Source organism: Streptomyces odonnellii (genome assembly GCF_000981895.1).
GTDB classification, from domain to species: Bacteria; Actinomycetota; Actinomycetes; order Streptomycetales; family Streptomycetaceae; genus Streptomyces; species Streptomyces odonnellii.
Genome location: NZ_LATD01000039.1, coordinates 1 through 18,265 on the forward strand (window position 1 = coordinate 1; position 18,265 = coordinate 18,265).

The 18,265-nt window shown below is 69.0% G+C and carries 18 protein-coding genes and 1 pseudogene; 11 read left to right on the forward strand and 8 right to left on the reverse strand.

Translation table 11 applies throughout. From position 1 onward, the window contains the following. The 7 genes from ppk1 to pstB form a co-directional block, all read left to right on the forward strand. A partial coding sequence (gene ppk1 / locus WH07_RS05960) for a polyphosphate kinase 1 (protein WP_046496206.1) occupies positions 1 to 1,494 on the forward strand: 1,494 nt, incomplete at its 5' end. Beyond that, positions 1,481 to 2,569 (forward strand): CHAD domain-containing protein, encoded by a 1,089-nt coding sequence (locus WH07_RS05965; RefSeq protein ID WP_408645806.1) that lies wholly within the window; start codon positions 1,481 to 1,483, stop codon positions 2,567 to 2,569. The genes ppk1 and WH07_RS05965, both read left to right, overlap by 14 nt. 205 nt (positions 2,570 to 2,774) lie before the next feature. Next, positions 2,775 to 3,179, forward strand: coding sequence for an NUDIX hydrolase (locus WH07_RS05970; protein ID WP_046496236.1), 405 nt, complete (start codon positions 2,775 to 2,777; stop codon positions 3,177 to 3,179). Positions 3,180 to 3,436: 257 nt separating this feature from the next. Then, complete coding sequence (gene pstS / locus WH07_RS05975) at positions 3,437 to 4,567, forward strand: phosphate ABC transporter substrate-binding protein PstS (RefSeq protein ID WP_046496210.1); 1,131 nt, start codon at positions 3,437 to 3,439, stop codon at positions 4,565 to 4,567. A 117-nt stretch (positions 4,568 to 4,684) separates the two neighbouring features. After that, on the forward strand, positions 4,685 to 5,677 hold the full coding sequence (gene pstC, locus WH07_RS05980; RefSeq protein WP_046496212.1) for a phosphate ABC transporter permease subunit PstC: 993 nt from the start codon (positions 4,685 to 4,687) through the stop codon (positions 5,675 to 5,677). Beyond that, positions 5,674 to 6,753, forward strand: a complete 1,080-nt coding sequence (gene pstA, locus WH07_RS05985) for a phosphate ABC transporter permease PstA (protein WP_046496214.1) — start codon at positions 5,674 to 5,676, stop codon at positions 6,751 to 6,753. Before pstC ends, pstA begins: the two co-directional genes overlap by 4 nt. A 52-nt stretch (positions 6,754 to 6,805) precedes the next feature. Continuing rightward, a complete protein-coding gene (gene pstB / locus WH07_RS05990) occupies positions 6,806 to 7,582 on the forward strand; it encodes a phosphate ABC transporter ATP-binding protein PstB (RefSeq protein WP_046496215.1) in 777 nt (258 codons plus the stop codon). A gap of 208 nt (positions 7,583 to 7,790) precedes the next feature. On the opposite strand, the gene WH07_RS05995 is transcribed toward pstB, so the two are convergent. Together WH07_RS05995 and WH07_RS06000 are read right to left on the reverse strand one after the other, a co-directional pair. After that, entirely contained in the window at positions 7,791 to 8,789 is a 999-nt protein-coding gene (locus WH07_RS05995) for an inorganic phosphate transporter (RefSeq protein WP_046496217.1), read from the reverse strand. A gap of 5 nt (positions 8,790 to 8,794) precedes the next feature. Then, positions 8,795 to 9,415: a DUF47 domain-containing protein gene (locus WH07_RS06000; protein ID WP_046496218.1), complete on the reverse strand. Its 621-nt coding sequence runs from the start codon at positions 9,413 to 9,415 to the stop codon at positions 8,795 to 8,797. Between the two features lie 229 nt (positions 9,416 to 9,644). Between WH07_RS06000 and WH07_RS06005 the strand changes: the two genes are divergently transcribed. Beyond that, a complete protein-coding gene (locus tag WH07_RS06005; RefSeq protein ID WP_046496220.1) occupies positions 9,645 to 9,998 on the forward strand; it encodes a metal-sensitive transcriptional regulator in 354 nt (117 codons plus the stop codon). 76 nt (positions 9,999 to 10,074) lie between these two features. Here the strand turns inward: WH07_RS06005 and WH07_RS06010 are convergent, their stop codons facing one another. After that, positions 10,075 to 10,275, reverse strand: coding sequence for a hypothetical protein (locus tag WH07_RS06010; protein ID WP_046496221.1), 201 nt, complete (start codon positions 10,273 to 10,275; stop codon positions 10,075 to 10,077). Between the two features lie 159 nt (positions 10,276 to 10,434). After that, the gene (locus tag WH07_RS06015) at positions 10,435 to 11,262 is read right to left on the reverse strand and encodes a hypothetical protein (RefSeq protein ID WP_046496223.1); all 828 of its coding nucleotides are present in this window, start codon (positions 11,260 to 11,262) and stop codon (positions 10,435 to 10,437) included. Positions 11,263 to 11,706: 444 nt separating this feature from the next. On the opposite strand from WH07_RS06015, the gene WH07_RS06020 reads away from it, so the two are divergent. The 3 genes from WH07_RS06020 to WH07_RS06030 all read left to right on the forward strand — a co-directional run bounded on the left by WH07_RS06020 (position 11,707) and on the right by WH07_RS06030 (position 15,201). Continuing rightward, positions 11,707 to 13,326, forward strand: a complete 1,620-nt coding sequence (locus WH07_RS06020; RefSeq protein WP_046496226.1) for an FAD-binding oxidoreductase — start codon at positions 11,707 to 11,709, stop codon at positions 13,324 to 13,326. A gap of 130 nt (positions 13,327 to 13,456) precedes the next feature. Continuing rightward, positions 13,457 to 14,437 (forward strand): COG4315 family predicted lipoprotein, encoded by a 981-nt coding sequence (locus tag WH07_RS06025; RefSeq protein ID WP_046496227.1) that lies wholly within the window; start codon positions 13,457 to 13,459, stop codon positions 14,435 to 14,437. A gap of 50 nt (positions 14,438 to 14,487) precedes the next feature. Beyond that, a complete protein-coding gene (locus WH07_RS06030; protein WP_052744271.1) occupies positions 14,488 to 15,201 on the forward strand; it encodes a sortase domain-containing protein in 714 nt (237 codons plus the stop codon). 90 nt (positions 15,202 to 15,291) lie between these two features. On the opposite strand, the gene WH07_RS06035 is transcribed toward WH07_RS06030, so the two are convergent. The 4 genes and pseudogenes from WH07_RS06035 to WH07_RS06050 all read right to left on the reverse strand — a co-directional run. Next, positions 15,292 to 16,020, reverse strand: coding sequence for a phosphatase PAP2 family protein (locus tag WH07_RS06035; protein WP_046496229.1), 729 nt, complete (start codon positions 16,018 to 16,020; stop codon positions 15,292 to 15,294). Positions 16,021 to 16,333: 313 nt separating this feature from the next. Next, positions 16,334 to 17,350 (reverse strand): C40 family peptidase, encoded by a 1,017-nt coding sequence (locus WH07_RS06040; protein ID WP_046496231.1) that lies wholly within the window; start codon positions 17,348 to 17,350, stop codon positions 16,334 to 16,336. Between the two features lie 61 nt (positions 17,351 to 17,411). Next, the gene (locus WH07_RS06045; protein WP_198533732.1) at positions 17,412 to 17,891 is read right to left on the reverse strand and encodes a hypothetical protein; all 480 of its coding nucleotides are present in this window, start codon (positions 17,889 to 17,891) and stop codon (positions 17,412 to 17,414) included. Between the two features lie 104 nt (positions 17,892 to 17,995). Then, positions 17,996 to 18,265, reverse strand: a pseudogene (locus tag WH07_RS06050) (alpha/beta hydrolase); the annotation flags it as partial.

Genomic DNA, 18,265 nt, shown 5'->3' on the forward strand with positions numbered 1-18,265 from the left:
CAGCGGTACGTACCGCTGGAGGATGTGATCGCGGCACACCTGGAGGAGCTGTTCCCGGGGATGGAGGTGCTGGCGCACCACATGTTCCGGGTGACTCGCAACGAGGACCTGGAGGTGGAGGAGGACGACGCCGAGAACCTCCTGAAGGCGCTGGAGAAGGAACTGATGCGCCGCCGCTTCGGCCCGCCGGTCCGGCTGGAGGTCGAGGAGTCCATCGACCCGTACATCCTCGATCTGCTGGTCCGCGAGCTGAAGGTGTCCGACGCCGAGGTCTATCCGCTGCCGGGGCCGCTGGATCTGACGGCGCTGTTCGGGATCTCGCGGCTCGACCGGCCCGAGCTGAAGTACCCCAAGTTCATAGCGGGCACGCACCGTGATCTCGCCGAGGTGGAGTCGGCGTCCGCGCCGGACATCTTCGCCGCCCTGCGCGAGCGCGATGTGCTGCTGCACCATCCGTACGACTCGTTCTCGACCTCCGTCCAGGCGTTCCTGGAGCAGGCCGCGGCCGACCCGGACGTCCTGGCGATCAAGCAGACGCTGTACCGGACCTCGGGCGACTCCCCGATCGTGGACGCGCTGATAGACGCGGCCGAGTCGGGCAAGCAGGTCCTGGTGCTGGTCGAGATCAAGGCGCGTTTCGACGAGCAGGCCAACATCAAGTGGGCGCGGAAGCTGGAGGAGTCCGGCTGCCATGTGGTGTACGGCCTGGTCGGGCTGAAGACGCACTGCAAGCTGTCGCTGGTGGTACGGCAGGAGGGCGACACCCTGCGCCGCTACAGCCATGTCGGCACGGGCAACTACCACCCGAAGACGGCGCGGCTGTACGAGGACCTGGGGCTGCTGACCGCGGACCCGCAGGTCGGCGCCGACCTGTCCGACCTGTTCAACCGGCTGTCCGGCTACTCGCGCCGGGAGACCTACCGCCGGCTGCTGGTCGCGCCGAAGTCCCTGCGGGACGGGCTGATCGCCCGTATCAACAAGGAAGTGGCGCACCACCGGGCAGGGCGGCCCGCCTATGTCCGGTTCAAGGTCAACTCGATGGTCGACGAAGCGGTCATCGACGCCTGTTACCGGGCCTCGATGGCGGGGGTGCCGGTCGATGTCTGGGTCCGCGGGATATGCGCGCTGCGGCCGGAGGTCGCCGGGCTCTCGGAGAACATCCGGGTGCGGTCGGTCCTGGGGCGCTTCCTGGAGCACTCCCGGGTCTTCGCGTTCGGCAACGGCGGTGATCCGGAGGTCTGGCTCGGCAGCGCCGACATGATGCACCGCAATCTCGACCGGCGTATCGAAGCACTGGTCCGGGTCACCGACACGGCCCACCGCGCGGCACTCATCCGGCTGCTGGAGACCGGAATGTCCGACAACACCTCCTCCTGGCACCTCGGCGCGGACGGCAACTGGACCCGGCATGCCACGGACCAGGACGGCCGGCCGCTGCGGCATGTACAGGAAATGCTCATAGACGCCCGGAGGCGCCGGCGTGCAGCACCATGAAGTGGACATCGACTCCTTTACCGCGGGCGACACCGACCGCCTGACGGCGGGCGAGGTCCTGGCCGGCTATCTGCACGCGCGCGCCGGGGACTTCCTGCGCGCGCTGCGGATGTACGGCGAGAGCGGTTCGGACACGGCGGCGGCCGAGGCCGCGGCCCGGACGCTGCGCGGCGCGGCGCGCAGGATCGGCGGCGGGCTGCATACGTTCCGGCCGCTGCTCGACCCGGCCTGGGCGGATCAGCTCCGTACGGAACTGGGCTGGCTGTCGGGCACCTTGGCGCAGGAGCACGCCTGTACGGGTCGGCTGCACCGGCTGCTCGGGGCGCTGGCGCGGCTCTCGGGCGCGACGGTGACTCCGGCCGTGGCCTCGGCTGCCACCGTGGCCTCGGCCTCGGCGGCAGCGGTCGCTTCGCGTACGGACGGCTCCCCGGAGGGGCCGCCGCCCGGCACGCTCACCGTCGGGGCGTCGCGCGCCGGCGCGCTGCTGGACCGTCAGCTCACGCTCGCGCGGACGCGGGCGCACTCGGCGGCGCTCCAGGCGCTCGGCTCGTCGCGCTTCCACGCGGTGGCGGACGCCGTGGCGGTGCTGGCCTCGGAGGTGCCGCTGTCGCCGCTGGCCGGGGCCCCGGCCGTGGAGGTGCTGGCCGGGCCGAGCGAGAACACGGAACGGCAGTTGCTGGACGCGGTGGCCGCGCTGCCGCTGGCCCGCGCGGCGCATCCGTACAACGCGGAGGCCCTGGTGCACGGGCTGGCCACGGCCTCGGAGGGCGAGGCGCAGGACGCGCCCTGGCACCACGTACGGCAGTTGCTGCGGCTGCACCGGTACGCGCAGGAGGTCTGGAGCGCCGGCGGCGCCCCCGATCCGACGCTGCTGGGCGCGGGCCAGGCCCTGGACCGGCACCGGGACGCGGCCGAGGCGGCGGCGGCCGCGGCGAACGCGGCCCGCACCCCGCGGATCGCGCCCGCGACGGCGTACGCCCTGGGGGTGCTGCACGCGGACCAGCGTCTGGAGGTCGAGGCGGCGCGCTTCGCCTTCCAGCAGGTGTGGCAGCGGGCGGCGGCGACGGCGCCATGACCGGCGCGCCATGACCGGGTACGGGCCGCAGGACGGGCCCGTACCGAAACAGGTGCCTTCGTACGGGTACGGGCGCGACGACGGCGACGGTGACGGCAACGGGGGCGAAGCCATGACACAGACCGGCCAGGACAAGCAGAAGAACCAGAGCGGCGAGAACAGCCGGAACAACCGGCGCGAGCAGGACAAGCCGGACCGGCAGGGCATGGTGCTCGCGGCCGGCTGCGTCCTCTGGCGCCACACTCGGGGCGGCGACACTACCCCCGAAATCTGTCTCGTACACCGGCCGAAATACGACGACTGGTCGCACCCCAAGGGCAAACTCAAGCGCGCCGAAGGCACACTGGCCGCAGCCGTGCGCGAGGTGTTCGAGGAAACCGGCCACCACTGCGCCCCCGGAGCCCCGTTGGGCACGGTCAGCTACCTCGCCCAGGGCCGCCCGAAGCAGGTCAGTTACTGGGCGGCCGAGGCCACGGACGGCGTCTTCACCCCGAACGACGAGGTGGACCGCATAGCCTGGCTCACTCCCGAAGCCGCCAGGGACCGTCTGACCCAGCCCCGCGACCGCTTCCTCGTCGACGCACTGCTGACCGCGCTGCACGCCATCTGACCGAATGTCACCTGATTCCCTGTCACTTCGGCGCGCACACCGGACTCACAACGTCGGAATCGAACCGAGTCCAAAATGAGACCGGCACCGTGCCGCCTGCCACGGTTCACTTCCCGTTCATTCTTCCCCGTTGGCGGCTTCACCTCATCTGCCTAATTTCGGGCTTACAAGGTGACGGTCGCAGTGCCCCACCACCACCCCGACACACGCCGCCGTCAATAAGCAAGGACCGGCGGCTCTTGGAAGGAACACCCGAAGTGAAGCTTCAGCGCAAGAACGGGCTGCGCGCCACCGCGCTCGGTGCCCTCGCCGTCTCCGGCGCCCTGGTTCTCACGGCGTGTGGATCGGACGACAACTCCAACCCCAGCGACTCGTCCTCGAAGCCCGCCGCTTCTGCGAACGCTGTATGTGAGGACGCCAAGGGCCAGCTTCTCGCGTCCGGTTCCAGCGCACAGAAGAACGCCATGGACCTCTGGGTCAAGGACTACATGGCCGCTTGCCCCGAGGTCGAGGTCAACTACAAGTCGTCCTCCTCCGGTGAGGGCATCATCGCCTTCAACCAGGGCAGCGTCGGTTTCGCCGGCTCCGACTCGGCGCTCAAGCCCGAAGAGGTCGCCGACTCGAAGAAGATCTGCCAGGGCGGCCAGGGTATCAACCTGCCGATGGTCGGCGGACCCATCGCGATCGGCTACCACCTGGAGGGCGTGGACAGCCTCATCCTCGACGCCCCGACTCTCGCCAAGATCTTCGACAGCAAGATCAAGAGCTGGGACGACGCCGCGATCGCCAAGCTGAACCCGGGCACCAAGCTCCCGAAGAAGCCCATCCAGGCCTTCCACCGCTCCGAGGACTCCGGCACCACGCAGAACCTCGGCAAGTACCTGGGCGCCACCGCTTCGGCGGACTGGAAGTACGAGGCCGAGAAGAAGTGGCCGGCCCCCGGTGGCCAGGCCGCGTCCGGCTCCTCCGGTGTCGCCACGCAGGTGAAGCAGGTCGACGGCTCGATCGGTTACTTCGAGCTCTCGTACGCCACCTCGCAGCAGATCTCCACCGTCAAGATCGACACCGGTGCCACCGCCCCGGTGGAGGCGTCGTCCGAGAACGCCTCCAAGGCCATCGCCGCCGCCAAGATCAAGGGCACCGGCAAGGACCTGGCCCTTGAGCTGGACTACGCGACCAAGGCCGAGGGTGCCTACCCGATCGTCCTCGTGACGTACGAGATCGCCTGCGACAAGGGCAACAAGGCCGAGACGCTCCCCGCCGTCAAGTCCTTCCTGACCTACACCGCCAGCGATGAGGGCCAGAAGCTGCTCTCCGAGGCCGGTTACGCGCCGATCCCCGCCGAGATCAACGCCAAGGTCCGCGAGACGGTCGCCTCCCTCTCGTAATACACAACAGCAGGTGACGGAAGTCGGCCCGGCGTATCGCTCCGGGCCGACGGCCGTCCCGCCTCCGGTGCACCGCCGCCAGGGGAGCCATCCTCCCCCACACAGACCGGAAAGATCATGGCTTCCACCACACCCATGGACACACCACCAGCCCCCCCACTGAGTTCCAAGCCGGGCACCTCCACCGGCCGCGCGGGCGACAACATCTTCGCGGGCCTCTCCAGAGGCTCGGGCATTCTGCTGCTCGTCATCATGGCGTCGATCGCGGTGTTCCTCACCTATCGCGCCTCGCTCGCCCTCTCCAAGAACGAGGGCAACTTCTTCACCACCTTCGAGTGGGACGCGTCCCTCACCCCGCCGGTCTTCGGCATCCCCGTCCTGCTCGTCGGTACGATCCTCAGCTCGATCGTCGCGATGGTCATCGCCGTCCCGATCGCCGTCGGCATCGCGCTGTTCATATCGCACTACGCGCCGCGCCGGCTGGCCGCGCCCCTCGCGTACGTCATCGACCTGCTCGCCGCCGTGCCGAGCATCATTTACGGCCTCTGGGGCGCACTCGTCCTCGTGCCGTACCTCGACGGTCTGAACCTCTGGCTCGACCAGTACTTCGCCTGGACGTACATCTTCGACCAGACCCAGCCCGGCGTCGCCCGGAACATGCTGACGGTCGGCATCCTGCTGGCGATCATGATCCTGCCGATCGTGACCAGCGTCAGCCGGGAGGTCTTCCTCCAGGTCCCGCGGATGAACGAGGAGGCGGCCCTCGCACTGGGCGCCACCCGCTGGGAAGTCATCCGGCTCTCGGTCCTGCCGTTCGGGCGCTCCGGTGTCATCTCCGCCTCGATGCTGGGCCTCGGCCGCGCGCTCGGCGAGACGATGGCCGTCGCCACGGTCCTCTCCCCGAGCTTCGTCCTCTCGTTCCATCTGACCGACCCGGTCGGCGGCACCTTCGCCCAGAACATCGCGGCGAAGTTCGACGAGGCCAACGCGACCGGGCGCGATGCCCTGATCGCCTCCGGTCTCGTGCTCTTCTTCCTCACCCTGCTGGTGAACGGCGCGGCCCGCCTGATCATCGCGCGCCGCAAGGAGTACTCGGGGGCCAACGCATGAGCCACGCAGCCGTACAGCAAGCACCGGCCCCGCTGCCGCCCTCGAACGGCGGCCAGAGCCTCAGCCACCGCGGCCTCCCCCGCTGGGCACCGGCCGGATTCGCAGTCCTCGGCATCCTCATCGGCGCGGGCATCGGAGCCGCCGCGGGTCTCGACAGCAAGGTCCAGTGGGGCCTGATCGCGGTCATCGCCTTCCTCGTCGTCTCGTACGTCACCACCTCGGTGGTGGAGAACCAGCGCCAGGCCAAGGACCGCCTCGCCACCAGCGTCGTCTGGGTGTGCTTCGTCCTCGCCGTGATCCCGCTGTTCTCGCTGCTGTGGACGACCATCAGCCGCGGGGTGAAGGTCCTCGACGGATACTTCCTCAGCCACTCGATGGCCGGTGTCCCCAGCTCCCAGCCGGGCGGTGGTGTCTACCACGCGCTGATCGGCACGCTGGAGCAGGTCGGCATCGCCACCGTGATCGCCACCCCGATCGGTCTGCTGACCGCCGTCTATCTGGTGGAGTACGGCAAGGGCGCGCTGGCCAGGGCCGTGACCTTCTTCGTGGACGTCATGACGGGTATCCCGTCCATCGTCGCGGGTCTGTTCATCCTGTCGCTGGTGCTGATGACCGACACCCCCCCGTCCGGTCTGCTGGGCTCGCTCGCCCTCACCATCCTGATGATCCCGGTCGTGGTCCGCTCCACCGAGGAGATGCTCAAGCTCGTACCGAACGAGCTGCGCGAGGCCTCGCTGGCCCTGGGCGTACCGAAGTGGCGCACGATCCTCAAGGTCGTCCTGCCGACCGCGATCGGCGGTATCACCACCGGTGTGATGCTCGCCATCGCGCGTATCGCCGGTGAGACCGCGCCGATCATCCTGCTGGTCTTCGGCAGCAACCTGATCAACTCGAACCCCTTCGAGGGTGCTCAGTCGTCGCTCCCCTTCTACATCTACCAGGAGTACAAAGCGGGCGAGGTCGCCTCGATCGACCGCGCGTGGGCCGCGGCCCTGGTCCTGATCGCCTTTGTGATGATCCTCAACCTGGTGGCGCGCGGCATCGCCCGCTGGAAGGCCCCGAAGACCGGCCGCTGAGGCCCGATATCCGGCTCCGCCGCGCGGGGCCACGAAAGAAGCAGTGATTGACATGGCCAAGCGAATCGATGTCAGCGGACTCTCCGCCTACTACGGCTCCCACCGGGCGATCGACGACATCTCGATGACCGTCGAGCCCCGCTCCGTGACGGCCTTCATCGGCCCGTCCGGCTGCGGCAAGTCCACGTTCCTGCGCACGCTGAACCGGATGCACGAGGTCACGCCGGGCGGCAGGGTCGAGGGCAAGGTGCTCCTGGACGACGAGAACCTGTACGGTCCGAATGTCGACCCGGTCGCGGTGCGCCGTACGGTCGGCATGGTCTTCCAGCGTCCGAACCCGTTCCCCACGATGTCGATCTTCGACAATGTCGCGGCCGGACTGCGGCTGAACGGCCAGGCCCGCAAGAGCGAGCTGGCGGACGTCGTGGAGAAGTCCCTCAAGGGCGCGAACCTCTGGAACGAGGTCAAGGACCGTCTGAACAAGCCCGGCTCCGGACTCTCCGGCGGCCAGCAGCAGCGTCTGTGCATCGCCCGCGCGATCGCGGTCGAGCCGGACGTCCTGCTGATGGACGAGCCGTGCTCCGCGCTCGACCCGATATCGACCCTCGCGATCGAGGACCTGATCGGGGAGCTGAAGGAGCGCTTCACGATCGTGATAGTGACGCACAACATGCAGCAGGCGGCGCGGGTCTCGGACCGTACGGCGTTCTTCAACCTCGCGGCGGTCGGCCAGCCCGGCAAGCTGATCGAGATCGACGACACCGAGCGCATCTTCGCCAACCCGTCCGTGCAGGCGACCGAGGACTACATCTCCGGGCGCTTCGGATAGGTCGACAGAGCCGTCCTGCGGTGCTGCATGGCGGTGCCACCGCATGACGACGGGCCCGCCCCCTCTCCCAGGGGGGCGGGCCCATTTACGTTTACGGCGGCAGGCGCACGGCGCGGGTCAGCCGAAGGCCAGGTCAGCGGAACACCAGGTCGACGATCCAACTGTGTCTGCCTGGGGGCAACCCCCGGCCGCTCGGCCGAAGGCCAGGTCAGCCGAACGCCAGGTCCACGATCCAGAAGCTCAGCCCCGCGACCAGTGCCGCCGCCGGCATCGTGATGAACCAGCCGAGAACGATGTTCTTCGCGACGCCCCAGCGCACCGCGTTCACCCGCTTCGTCGCCCCGGCCCCCATGATCGCCGAGGCGATCACATGCGTCGTCGAGATCGGCGCGTGGAACAGGAACGCCGAGCCGAACATGATCGACGCCCCCGTCGTCTCGGCCGCGAATCCCTGCGGCGGGTCAAGCTCGATGATTTTCCGGCCGAGCGTCCGCATAATGCGCCACCCGCCCGCGTACGTACCGAGCGACAGCATCACCGCACAGACGACCTTCACCCACACCGGGATCGTGTCGCCCGAGTCCTCCACATCGGCGATGACCAGCGCCATCACCACAATCCCCATGGTCTTCTGCGCATCCTGCAAGCCGTGTCCGAGCGCCATGCCCGCCGCGGACACGGTCTGGGCTATCCGGAAGCCACGCTTGGCCTTGTGCGGGCTGGACCTACGGAATATCCACATGATCGCGAGCATCACCAGATAGCCGATGCCGAGGCCGACCAGCGGGGACACGAACATCGGGAGGACGACCTTCTCCAGCACGCCGGACCAGATCACATCCGTACCGCCGGCCAGTGCCGCGCCCACCAGACCGCCGAACAGCGCGTGGGACGACGAGGACGGGAGTCCGTAGTACCAGGTGAGCATGTTCCAGACGATCGCACCGACCAGCGCGGCGAAGAGGATACCCATCCCCCGCGAACCATGGGGCGTCTCGATCAGACCCTCGCTGACGGTCTTGGCGACCCCCTGCCCCAGGAACGCGCCCGCGAGATTCATCACCGCGGCCATCACCAGCGCGGCGCGCGGAGTCAGCGCCCGGGTGGACACCGATGTCGCGATGGCGTTCGCGGAGTCGTGGAAACCGTTGGTGTAGGTGAAGCCGAGCGCGACACCAATGGTCACGATCAGTGCGAAGGTGTCCACGTGGTTCAGGACTCCTTGACCGCGATGGTCTCCACCGTATTCGCGACGTGCTCGAACGCGTCGGCGGCCTCTTCCAGCACATCGACGACCTGCTTGAGTTTGAGCACCTCCATCGCGTCGTACTTGCCGTTGAAGAGATGGGCCAGCAGCTTGCGGTGGATCTGGTCGGCCTGGTTCTCCAGCCGGTTGACCTCGATCCAGTACTCGGTGAGGTTGTTCATGGTGCGCAGGTGCGGCATGGCCTCGGCGGTCAGCTCGGCCGCCCTGGCGAGGACCTCGATCTGCTGCTCCACTCCCTTGGGCAGCTCTTCGATGTTGTAGAGGACGACGAGGTCGACGGCCTCCTCCATGAAGTCCATGATGTCGTCGAGGGAGGACGCGAGTTTGTAGATGTCCTCGCGGTCGAAGGGCGTGATGAAGGAGGAGTTGAGCTGATGGAAGATCGCGTGGGTGGCATCGTCGCCCGCGTGCTCCGCCGCCCGCATCCGTTCCGCGATCTCGGCCCTGGCGGAGGAATCCGCCCCGAGGAGTTCCATCAGGAGTTTCGAGCCCGTGACGATGTTGTCCGCGGACGCGGCGAACATGTCATAGAAGCTCGTCTCCCTGGGGGTCAGACGAAATCGCACCTGGGGTCCTCGGGTTACATGGAATTCGGTCAGGGTGATGCTAGGCGCATCATCCGGCCACTGCTAACCGGCGAGTTCCAAGTGTCGCCTATCAGACAAGGTGATATGCACAGGGCCCTGCACAAGGACCACAGACGGGTACCATATACCCACGAGGGGTATATGACTCTTTTCGGACATCCAGCAGTTCGGGCACCCAGTGGCCCGGACATCCCAGCAGGAGGACGCGATGACGACCACCGAGGCGGCCGGCGCGGCGACGAGCGACGCACCCTCCGCCCTCACCGACCATGACCGCGGCGTGCACGGCTATCACAAGCAGAAGGACGAACACCTCAAGCGGCTGCGCCGGATCGAGGGCCAGATCCGGGGCCTTCAGCGGCTGGTCGACGAGGACGTGTACTGCATCGACATACTGACCCAGGTCTCCGCCTCGACCAAGGCCCTCCAGTCCTTCGCGCTCCAGCTCCTGGAGGAGCACCTGCGCCACTGCGTGGCCGACGCCGCGATCAAGGGCGGGGACGAAATCGATGCGAAAGTGGAGGAAGCGACCAAGGCGATCGCCCGGCTGCTCCGTACCTGACACGCCCCCGATACGCCCGATTCGTAACGGACATCACATACGGACATCGCATCTGGACATCACGTCCGGACGCACATCACACCTGGCACGACGGCAGGAGCGCGGCAGGCCGGGGCGCCCGCTCCGCCGTCACATTCAACACCTCGTCGATACGGTCCGGGCTGAGCCGTTCCTCGTCCGCGGCCGACGCCGCGATCATCAACTCGCCGCACAACTCGATTTCGGCGAGGGCCACGTGGTCCTGGACGGTCGGCGTACGCAACAGTGCCACGTGCAATCACCCCTTCCTGCCGGTATCGCTGCCGGTATCGGCTTCCTAGCGTAGGGAGCGTGATACACACCGCGCATGGCACGTCCGGACCATTTCCGGCTTGGTCCTCCATGGTTACGGCTGGATCCGATCTTGCGGCCGGGCGCATTCGCCCAAGTCCCGGCGTTATGCCTTGATCTCACCGGCGAAGATGTCGTCGGACGGCGGCAGCGTGACGGAAACCGCGACCCCGAACGCGTACAGCAATGTGGTCGACGCGACATCGACCAATTGCCCTTGATTGACATAGCTGAACTGGTGCCTGACCTTGCGCAGCCGCCCCGCCTCGTCCAGATACGCGTCGAACGGCACCGCGTTCTCCCCGAATCCCTTGGCCGCGGCGGCCAGTGCCTCGCGCGCGTACGGAGCGGCCGACACCGCGGCGCGGCCGATGTGCGTCACACCCCGGTAGTGCCGGACCCGGATGCCCGCCAGATCCAGTTCCCCGATAAAAGCCACATTCCGGGCAGCACGCAGGAGTTCGGCCGCGGTCAGCGGATCGGTCGCCCCGCCGGTGACCAGGTTTCCGTCGTCCAGCGTGGTCGAATCCACCCTGACCCACTTGTCGATGGGCACCCCGGCCCCGCGGTTCTTCATATAGAGCGCGGCGGGCGACAGCAGTTCGGTGATCGGCCGGTGCCCGCTCGTACCCGCGGGATCCTTCGGCAGCACGACCCTGAGCCGCCCCATCCGCCGCACGAAGTCGTACCCGCCCTCGCCCCGGATGGTCACCCGTGTCCCGCCGGCCGCCATCTCCATGGACGTACGCGCCTTCGAACTCCCCGATGCCAGCAGCACATCGGCCGCTCTCAGCACCGCCCCGGGATCGCGGCCCGGCCGGTCGTCGGCCATGGCGCCTCCGCTTCCCGAGCAGCCGGAGGCCGCGGCGACGACTCCGGCCACAGCCACGGCGGCGAACGCCACACCCTTGCCTCTGTGCTGCCGCACCACCATCGCCTGCCAACCCCCAACGCCTGGCCGTCGTTTGTCCGAAGCTCACCCGCTCCGGATAACGACGCCCCGCGTCCCCCGTCACGCCGCGCGGCGTGCCGGGCATCACGCCAGGCGTCACGCCGGGCCCTGCCATGGGGCGCGAACACCTCGGTACGGTGGAGTCCGTGTGCGAGCACAACACATCGGAACCCCCCATAGGCGTCCCGCCCTCCACCCCTTTACTTCACCCCATATCACCCCACATCACCTCAACCCTGGAACGCGGTTCGTTCGCTCTGGCCCGCTGTAGCTGCGGCTGGTCGGGCCCCGCCCGCAGATCCCGCGACCGCGCCCGTACGGACGCGGCGTCCCACGCGCCACAGAGCTGAAGCGGAACTTCCCGATCCGGAACCGTTGCACCCCTGAGGCACCCTTCCCTCCTCAGGAGACCTTCCTATGCGACCCATGGAACGGCGCACCCTGCTCACCGCCGCCGCGGCCGCCGCCCTCACCGCGGCGACCGCGACTGCCTGTTCCGGCGGTACGGGCAGCTCAGGCGGTACGAGCGGCGCGGGCGACAAGGGCGGACCGCCCAGCAGCCCACCGGCCGGTACGGCAAGACCCGCGGGCGGCGCCCCGAGCTGGGGCGCGCTGGCCAAGGGGCTCGACGGCGATCTCGTACGCCCCGAGGACACCGAGTACGGAACGGCCCGGCAGCTCTACAACACCCGCTTCGACTCCCTGAAGCCCGCGGCCGTCGCCTATGTCGCCGGCGACGACGACATCAAGGAGTGTCTCGCCTTCGCCAGGACGCATGGCACCCCCGTCTCCATCCGCAGCGGCGGTCACTCGTACGCGGGCTGGTCCAGCGGTGACGGCCGTCTCGTCATCGACATATCGCGGCTCGGCTCGCTGGAGTCGGCGGGTTCGGACGGGGTCGTCGGCGCGGGCGCCAGGCTCGCCGATGTCTACCGCGCTCTGGCGGAGCACGGTCGTACGATCCCCGCGGGCTCCTGCCCGACCGTCGGGGTGTCCGGGCTCACCCTCGGCGGCGGGCATGGTGTCGCCGCCCGGGCGTACGGTCTGACCTGCGACAGCCTGCTCTCCGCCACCCTGATCACCGCCGACGGCCAGCGGCTCACCGCCGAGGCCGGGCAGAACGAGGACCTCTTCTGGGCGCTGCGCGGCGCGGGCAACGGCAACTTCGGTGTCGTCACCGAGATGCGGTTCCGTACCCACCCCGCGCCGACGACCGTCTCCGCCTTTCTGAGCTGGCCCTGGTCCAAGGCGCAGACCCTGCTCGCGGCCTGGCAGGAGTGGGGCCCTGACCAGCCGGACGAGATCTGGTCCTCGCTCCATCTCTCCGCGGGCCCCGGCGGCTCGGCCCCGACCGTCTCCCTCTCCGTCTTCTCCCTCGGTGACGAGACCGGACTCAAGAACGCGCTCGACCGGCTCGCCGACGGCCCGGGCGGTCCCGGCCCGGCCGGCTCCATATCACTGCGGCAGCGCGGGTACGAGGAGGCGATGCTGGTGTACGCGGGCTGCTCCGGGCTCACCCAGGAGCAGTGCCATCTGCCGGGTACGACCCCCGGCCGCAGCCCGGACGGCGCACTCCAGCGCGAGACCTATGCCGCGGCCTCGGACTTCTTCGACCGGTCCCTCTCACCGGCCGGAGTGCGCGCCCTGGTCTCGGCCGCCGAGGCGTTCACCCGGCTGCCGGGCGACGGGGGCGGCAGGAAGGGGTCCGGCGGCGGGGGCGGCTCCATCGCCCTCACGGCGCTCGGCGGCGCGGTCAACCGGGTGGACCCGCTGGCGACCGCCTTCGTCCACCGGCGTTCGCGGATCCTGGCCCAGTACATCGCCGCCTGGGAGCCCGGCACCCCCGGAGCGGCGGAGCGCGCATGGCTGAAAACCACCCATGGGTCGCTGCGCCGGTACGCGTCGGGCGCGGCGTACCAGAACTACACCGACCCGGCCCTGACGGACTGGCGTGCGGCCTACTACGGCCCGGCCGCGGACCGGCTGGCACGGCTGAAGAAGCAGTACGACCCTGAGCGGCTGTTCGATTTTCCGCAGGCGCTCTGAGACTCGCGCGCGGCATGCGGGTAGTCGCTCGGACGGCCCACCGAGGTGGCCGTACCGGCCGCTTGAGGATGCTCTGTATGTAGCAATCAGAGGGGGCACACCCGGCAGACCGACTCACAGGGGCGTACCCATGGACCGATACGGACCCCGGATAGCCACGCTCACCACGGCCGCCATGCTCCTTGTCGCACTCGGTGGCGCCGCCACGGCGGTGGACCGCCCGAAGGAGCCGAGCGAACTGACGCTCATCAACACCGGCCTGGGTCAAGTGCTGGCCGACGAGAACGGCAACCCGCTCTATATGCGGCTCGCCGACAAACCGGACAGGCCCTCGTGCTCCGGCGCGTGCGCCGCGAAGTGGCCCGCCGCTATCGGCTTCCCGACCAAGTCGGCGGGTGTGATCGGCGAGACGGCCCAGACCCCGCTCAACGCGGTGAACAGCACCGAGCCGCACGTCATCTACAACACCCACCCGCTCTACTACTACAAGAGCGACCGGCCCAACGATCCGAAGGGCCAGAACGTCGACGGCTTCAGCCTGGTCTCCGCGGACGGCGAGGCCATGTCGGACCGGAGCAGGTCGTCGGCGACCGCGCCGCTGCCGAACCCGACGGCGTCGAAGGCCAAGCCGAAGCCGTCCGCCACGAAGTCGAAGACGACGGCGCCCAAGCCTCCGGCGCCGACCGCCAGCGGAACGTCGCGCGGACGGGTGCCCCTGCCGCGGCCTCCCGGCAGGACGAGCCCGTGGACCCCGACGCCGAAGGCGCCGCAGGCGCCCGTACCGAAGCCGGTGGCACCGGTGGCGCCCGCGCAGCCGACGCGCGGCAACGCGACCACGGGTACGGGCACCGGGACGGGCACGGGTACAGGGACAGGCACTGGTACCGGAACGGGCACCTCCAACATCCCCGGGCCGTCCGTGGGCGCCCTCCAGGTCACCCCCTCCGGAGCGGCCAGAGGAGGCGCGCGCCACCTGCCCTCCGCGTACGAACCGCGCCGTACCGGTACGGCCGAACTCACCCTCGCCATCGGCGCGACCGCCGCGGCCGCCGCCGGCACGATCCTCGTGGTGCGCCGCCGCCGGTGGCGTGCCACGGGTGACCACCACTGACCGGACCGGCGGGGCCGGCCGGCCAGGACCGTACGGCGCACAGGACACGCATGACACGCCTGGCGGGGCGAGCGCGTGAAGCACGCACATCGCTCCGGGCACGCCGAGCGCGTGGTACGCGTACGGCTACGAGGGCGGCGAACGGGACGGTCAAGGTCCTGTTCGCCGTCTCGGTCCTGTGCGCCCTGGCCGCCGTACTGCTGCATCTGTTCCCGCAGCGGGCCGTGCCGCCGGCGGACACCGCCGAACCCCGCCTGATCAAGGTCACCGACCCGCCCACCGCCCCCGTACGCCTGCGCATACCCGTGCTGGGGCTGGCCGTGGACGTCCTGCCGCTCGGCGTGGACGACAAGGGCTCGCTGAACCCGCCGGGTTTCCGGGACGCGATGAAGGTGGGCTGGTACGCGCTGGGGCCGCGCCCCGGCGACATCGGCCCGGCCGTCCTGGTCGGGCACCGGGACGCCCCGGCCAACCCCGGCAGTGTCGCGGCGCGCAACGGCCGCGACAACATCAAGAACGCCGCGTTCGCCAAGCTCGGCCGGCTGCGGCCCGGCGATCTGGTCGAGACGGAGCAGGGGGACGGGCGGCGGCTGCCCTTCCGTGTGACCTCCGTCAGCACGTACCCGACGAAGAACTTCCCGACGAAGCTGGTCTACGGACCGGTACCGAACTCGCAGCTACGCCTGATCACCTGCGGCGGGGTCATCAACGCCCAGGGGCACTGGGATTCGAACGTGGTGGTGAGCGCGGTGGCCTCGCGCTGACGGTGTTTTCCAGCCAGGTCGGAAATCAAGCCCGTCCGGCGATTGAGGACAAACCACCCGCAGGGTGGGAGCGGATCCTCGGCCGTCACATCACGCCGCCAGATTGTTGTCGTCGGGGCGCGGCTCCGGCAGCCCGAGCGGCCGCGTCCCGCCCACCGCCCCGTACTCCCCCACACGATCCGCCTCGCGCGCGGCCCGTGACCGTACGGCCCAGCCCGCGCGCTGCGAACGGGCCACCGCGGACACGAGCGGCGTCAGCAGCGCCAGCGCGAGCGGGGTGAGCAGCAGGGCGACCGCCGTACCGAGTGCGAACCCGCCGATCACATCGGTCGGGTAATGGACCCCCATATAGACCCGGCAGAAGCCTTCCAGCAGCGCCAGCGCTATCGCGGCCAGCCCGAATCTGCGGTGCGCGATGAAGATCCCGGCGCCGAGCGCCATGGCCATGGTCGCGTGATCGCTGACGAACGAGTAGTCCGTCTTCCCCGCCACCAGGACTTCCAGTCCCCTGTGATCCACGAACGGTCTCGGCCGCTCCACAAAACCCCGGATGGGGATATTGACCAGCAGCGCGACCGCGGCGGCCAGCGGCGCCCAGAGCAGCCCGACGACGGCGGTGACGGAATCCTCCGCGGACCCGCGCCCCCGTACGCTCCACCAGCACCCGGCCAGGATGAGCACCAGCGCGACCATGATCCCGTACTCGCCGACGAACTCAATGACGCGGTCGAACCACGAGGGAGCGTCCTTGGCGAGTCCGTTGATGTCATAGAGCAGGCTGACATCGGGGTTCGACCCATCCAGTACGAGTCCAGCCATCTGCAGCGGCCCCTTGCCTTGTCACCCGGCAAGCCGCATCTCGGTGCGCGCTGCCTCTACCAACCCCCGTGGTCGGTACGGAACATCCCGCGTGATCAATACCGCGGCTCCGTCCAGGGAACGGCCTACTCACCGCCAGCGTTCCGCTCTCCACCGAACGATCACCATGACGTTATCGAAGAGTGACACGTCGTCCCAGTTCAGACGGCCGCTACCGGCCGGTACGAGGGACAGTTCCGGCCATGAACGGCGATCGGAGACCGACCGCGGGCCCAGCATCCCGGGCCCGGAACCCGCCCCCGGGACCCACCCCTCAGGCGTTGGGGCGGCTCGCCGGGAGATCGGTCGGCAGCGACTTCGCACCGTCCTCGGTGACCCGGGTGGCACCAAAGTAGTCCGGGGTGTCGATCTTGTCGAACCGGATCACGGCCCCGGTGTACGGCGCGTTGATCATGTACCCGCCGCCCACATAGAGCCCCACGTGCCGGATCGCGCGCGAGTTCGTCAGATCGTCCGAGAAGAAGACGAGATCACCGGGGAGCAGCTCGTCCCGCGAGGGATGTTCACCCGCGTTGTACTGGTCGTTGGCGACGCGCGGCAGCTCGATCCCCACGGTCCGGTACGCCGCCTGCGTCAGCCCGGAACAGTCGAACCGCCCGCCCTGTTCCGGCGTACCGTTCCCGCCCCAGAGGTACTTCGTACCGAGCTTCTCCTGTGCGAAGTGGATCGCCGCGGCGGCCTGCTGCGACGGCGCGACCCGCCCGACCGGCCGGGCGAAGCTCTTCTCCAGCGTCCGGATGATCTTGACGTAGTTCTGTGTCTCCCGGTACGGCGGCACACCCCCGTACTTGATCACCGCGTACGCCCCGGCGTTGTACGCCGCGAGCATGTTGTCGGTCGGATCCCCGGGCACGTCCTTGACGTATCCGGCCAATTCACAGTCGTACGAGGCGGCGGAGGGAATCGCGTCCGCGGGATCCCAAATGTCCCGGTCCCCGTCGCCGTCCCCGTCTATCCCGTGCGACTGCCAGGTCCCGGGGATGAACTGCCCGATCCCCCGGGCGTCGGCGGGACTCTGCGCGCTGGGGTTCCAGCCGCTCTCCTGGTACAACTGCGCGGCGAGCAGGGCGGGGTTGATGGCGGAACAGTACGTGCCCCAGTCCTGCACGAGCGGCTGATACGCGGCGGGTACGGCGCCCTTGGCAAGCCCGACGGCACGCCCGCCCCCGACGAGCCCGGCGGCGGCGGAATAGGTCCCCACCACGAGCAACGCGACGAATCCGATCCCGACACCACCGACAGCGACCACGCCGAGCCACGCCTTACGCACCGTCAAACACCCTCCGCGTCAGGGCCGCCAGTCCCCCCAGTCTAGGCGGGCCTCCCCGCTTTCAGGCAGTACCGCCAACCCCCGCCGAAAGTCCCCCCAGGGATGACCAGAAGCTGTCGTGCACGTCGGGTCGCGGGATGGGACCGCCGCGATAGTCGGGGCCGTTGGCCGGGGTAGTCGGCCCGGCGACGTCGGACTCCTCAACGCAGGGAGTCGCGACCTCGAAGAACGCCTGCCCCTTTCCGGCGATGCTCAGCCGGAGTCCGAATCCGTCGGGTGACCTGGCATAGATCGCGGGAAACTCCCGGTTGGTATTGACCGAGGTGATCTCATAGCCGCTCTTGCGCCAGAACCGTTCGACCACGCCCAGAAATCCACCGCGCCGCTGTTCGGAAATCACGGTCATTACCGCGCGGCGGCGCGAGAGATCGCAACTACCTGTCGTCGTCTCACCGTGCGTCCAACGGACTTCGGGCCTAATGGCGCCGAACGTTGCGTCAAGGATGGAGTCAGCGCGCTCCGCAGCCTCCTGCATATTCATGCTCAACCTGCTTTTCTGGTCCGAAACCGTACGCCCGGCAACACCGCACCCGGCCACCACCACACAGGCCGCGATGAAGCCTGACGCGTACCTCAGCCCCCGCTTTACCTCCACCTTTCCACCTGAATCCCGTCTGACTTGCCGGCGACAATCTTGGCGATGTTGTCGGCCGACACCGAATCCTTCTTCGGGTTGAAGTAGTTGGAATGCGCCGGCGTAATCCCTTCGCCGCCGAGGATCGGGACGGGCCCGTCGTCCACCTTGAACCGGCGCGCGCCGAAAGACTCGTGCGCCGGGTCCGTGCCGAACCAGATCTCTCGGTCGTCCTCCTGCGCGTCCTGCGCCAAGTACGCCGCCGTCCCGCCCCCCAGGCC

Coding starts and splice junctions, on each gene's coding strand:
- WH07_RS05970 (WP_046496236.1), top strand. CDS start 2,775: ATGGTGCTCGCGGCCGGCTGCGTCCTCTGGCGCCACACTCGGGGCGGC.
- pstC (WP_046496212.1), top strand. CDS start 4,685: ATGGCTTCCACCACACCCATGGACACACCACCAGCCCCCCCACTGAGT.
- pstA (WP_046496214.1), top strand. CDS start 5,674: ATGAGCCACGCAGCCGTACAGCAAGCACCGGCCCCGCTGCCGCCCTCG.
- pstB (WP_046496215.1), top strand. CDS start 6,806: ATGGCCAAGCGAATCGATGTCAGCGGACTCTCCGCCTACTACGGCTCC.
- WH07_RS06005 (WP_046496220.1), top strand. CDS start 9,645: ATGACGACCACCGAGGCGGCCGGCGCGGCGACGAGCGACGCACCCTCC.
- WH07_RS06015 (WP_046496223.1), bottom strand. CDS start 11,262: ATGGTGGTGCGGCAGCACAGAGGCAAGGGTGTGGCGTTCGCCGCCGTG.
- WH07_RS06020 (WP_046496226.1), top strand. CDS start 11,707: ATGGAACGGCGCACCCTGCTCACCGCCGCCGCGGCCGCCGCCCTCACC.
- WH07_RS06025 (WP_046496227.1), top strand. CDS start 13,457: ATGGACCGATACGGACCCCGGATAGCCACGCTCACCACGGCCGCCATG.
- WH07_RS06030 (WP_052744271.1), top strand. CDS start 14,488: ATGACACGCCTGGCGGGGCGAGCGCGTGAAGCACGCACATCGCTCCGG.
- WH07_RS06035 (WP_046496229.1), bottom strand. CDS start 16,020: ATGGCTGGACTCGTACTGGATGGGTCGAACCCCGATGTCAGCCTGCTC.
- WH07_RS06045 (WP_198533732.1), bottom strand. CDS start 17,891: ATGAATATGCAGGAGGCTGCGGAGCGCGCTGACTCCATCCTTGACGCA.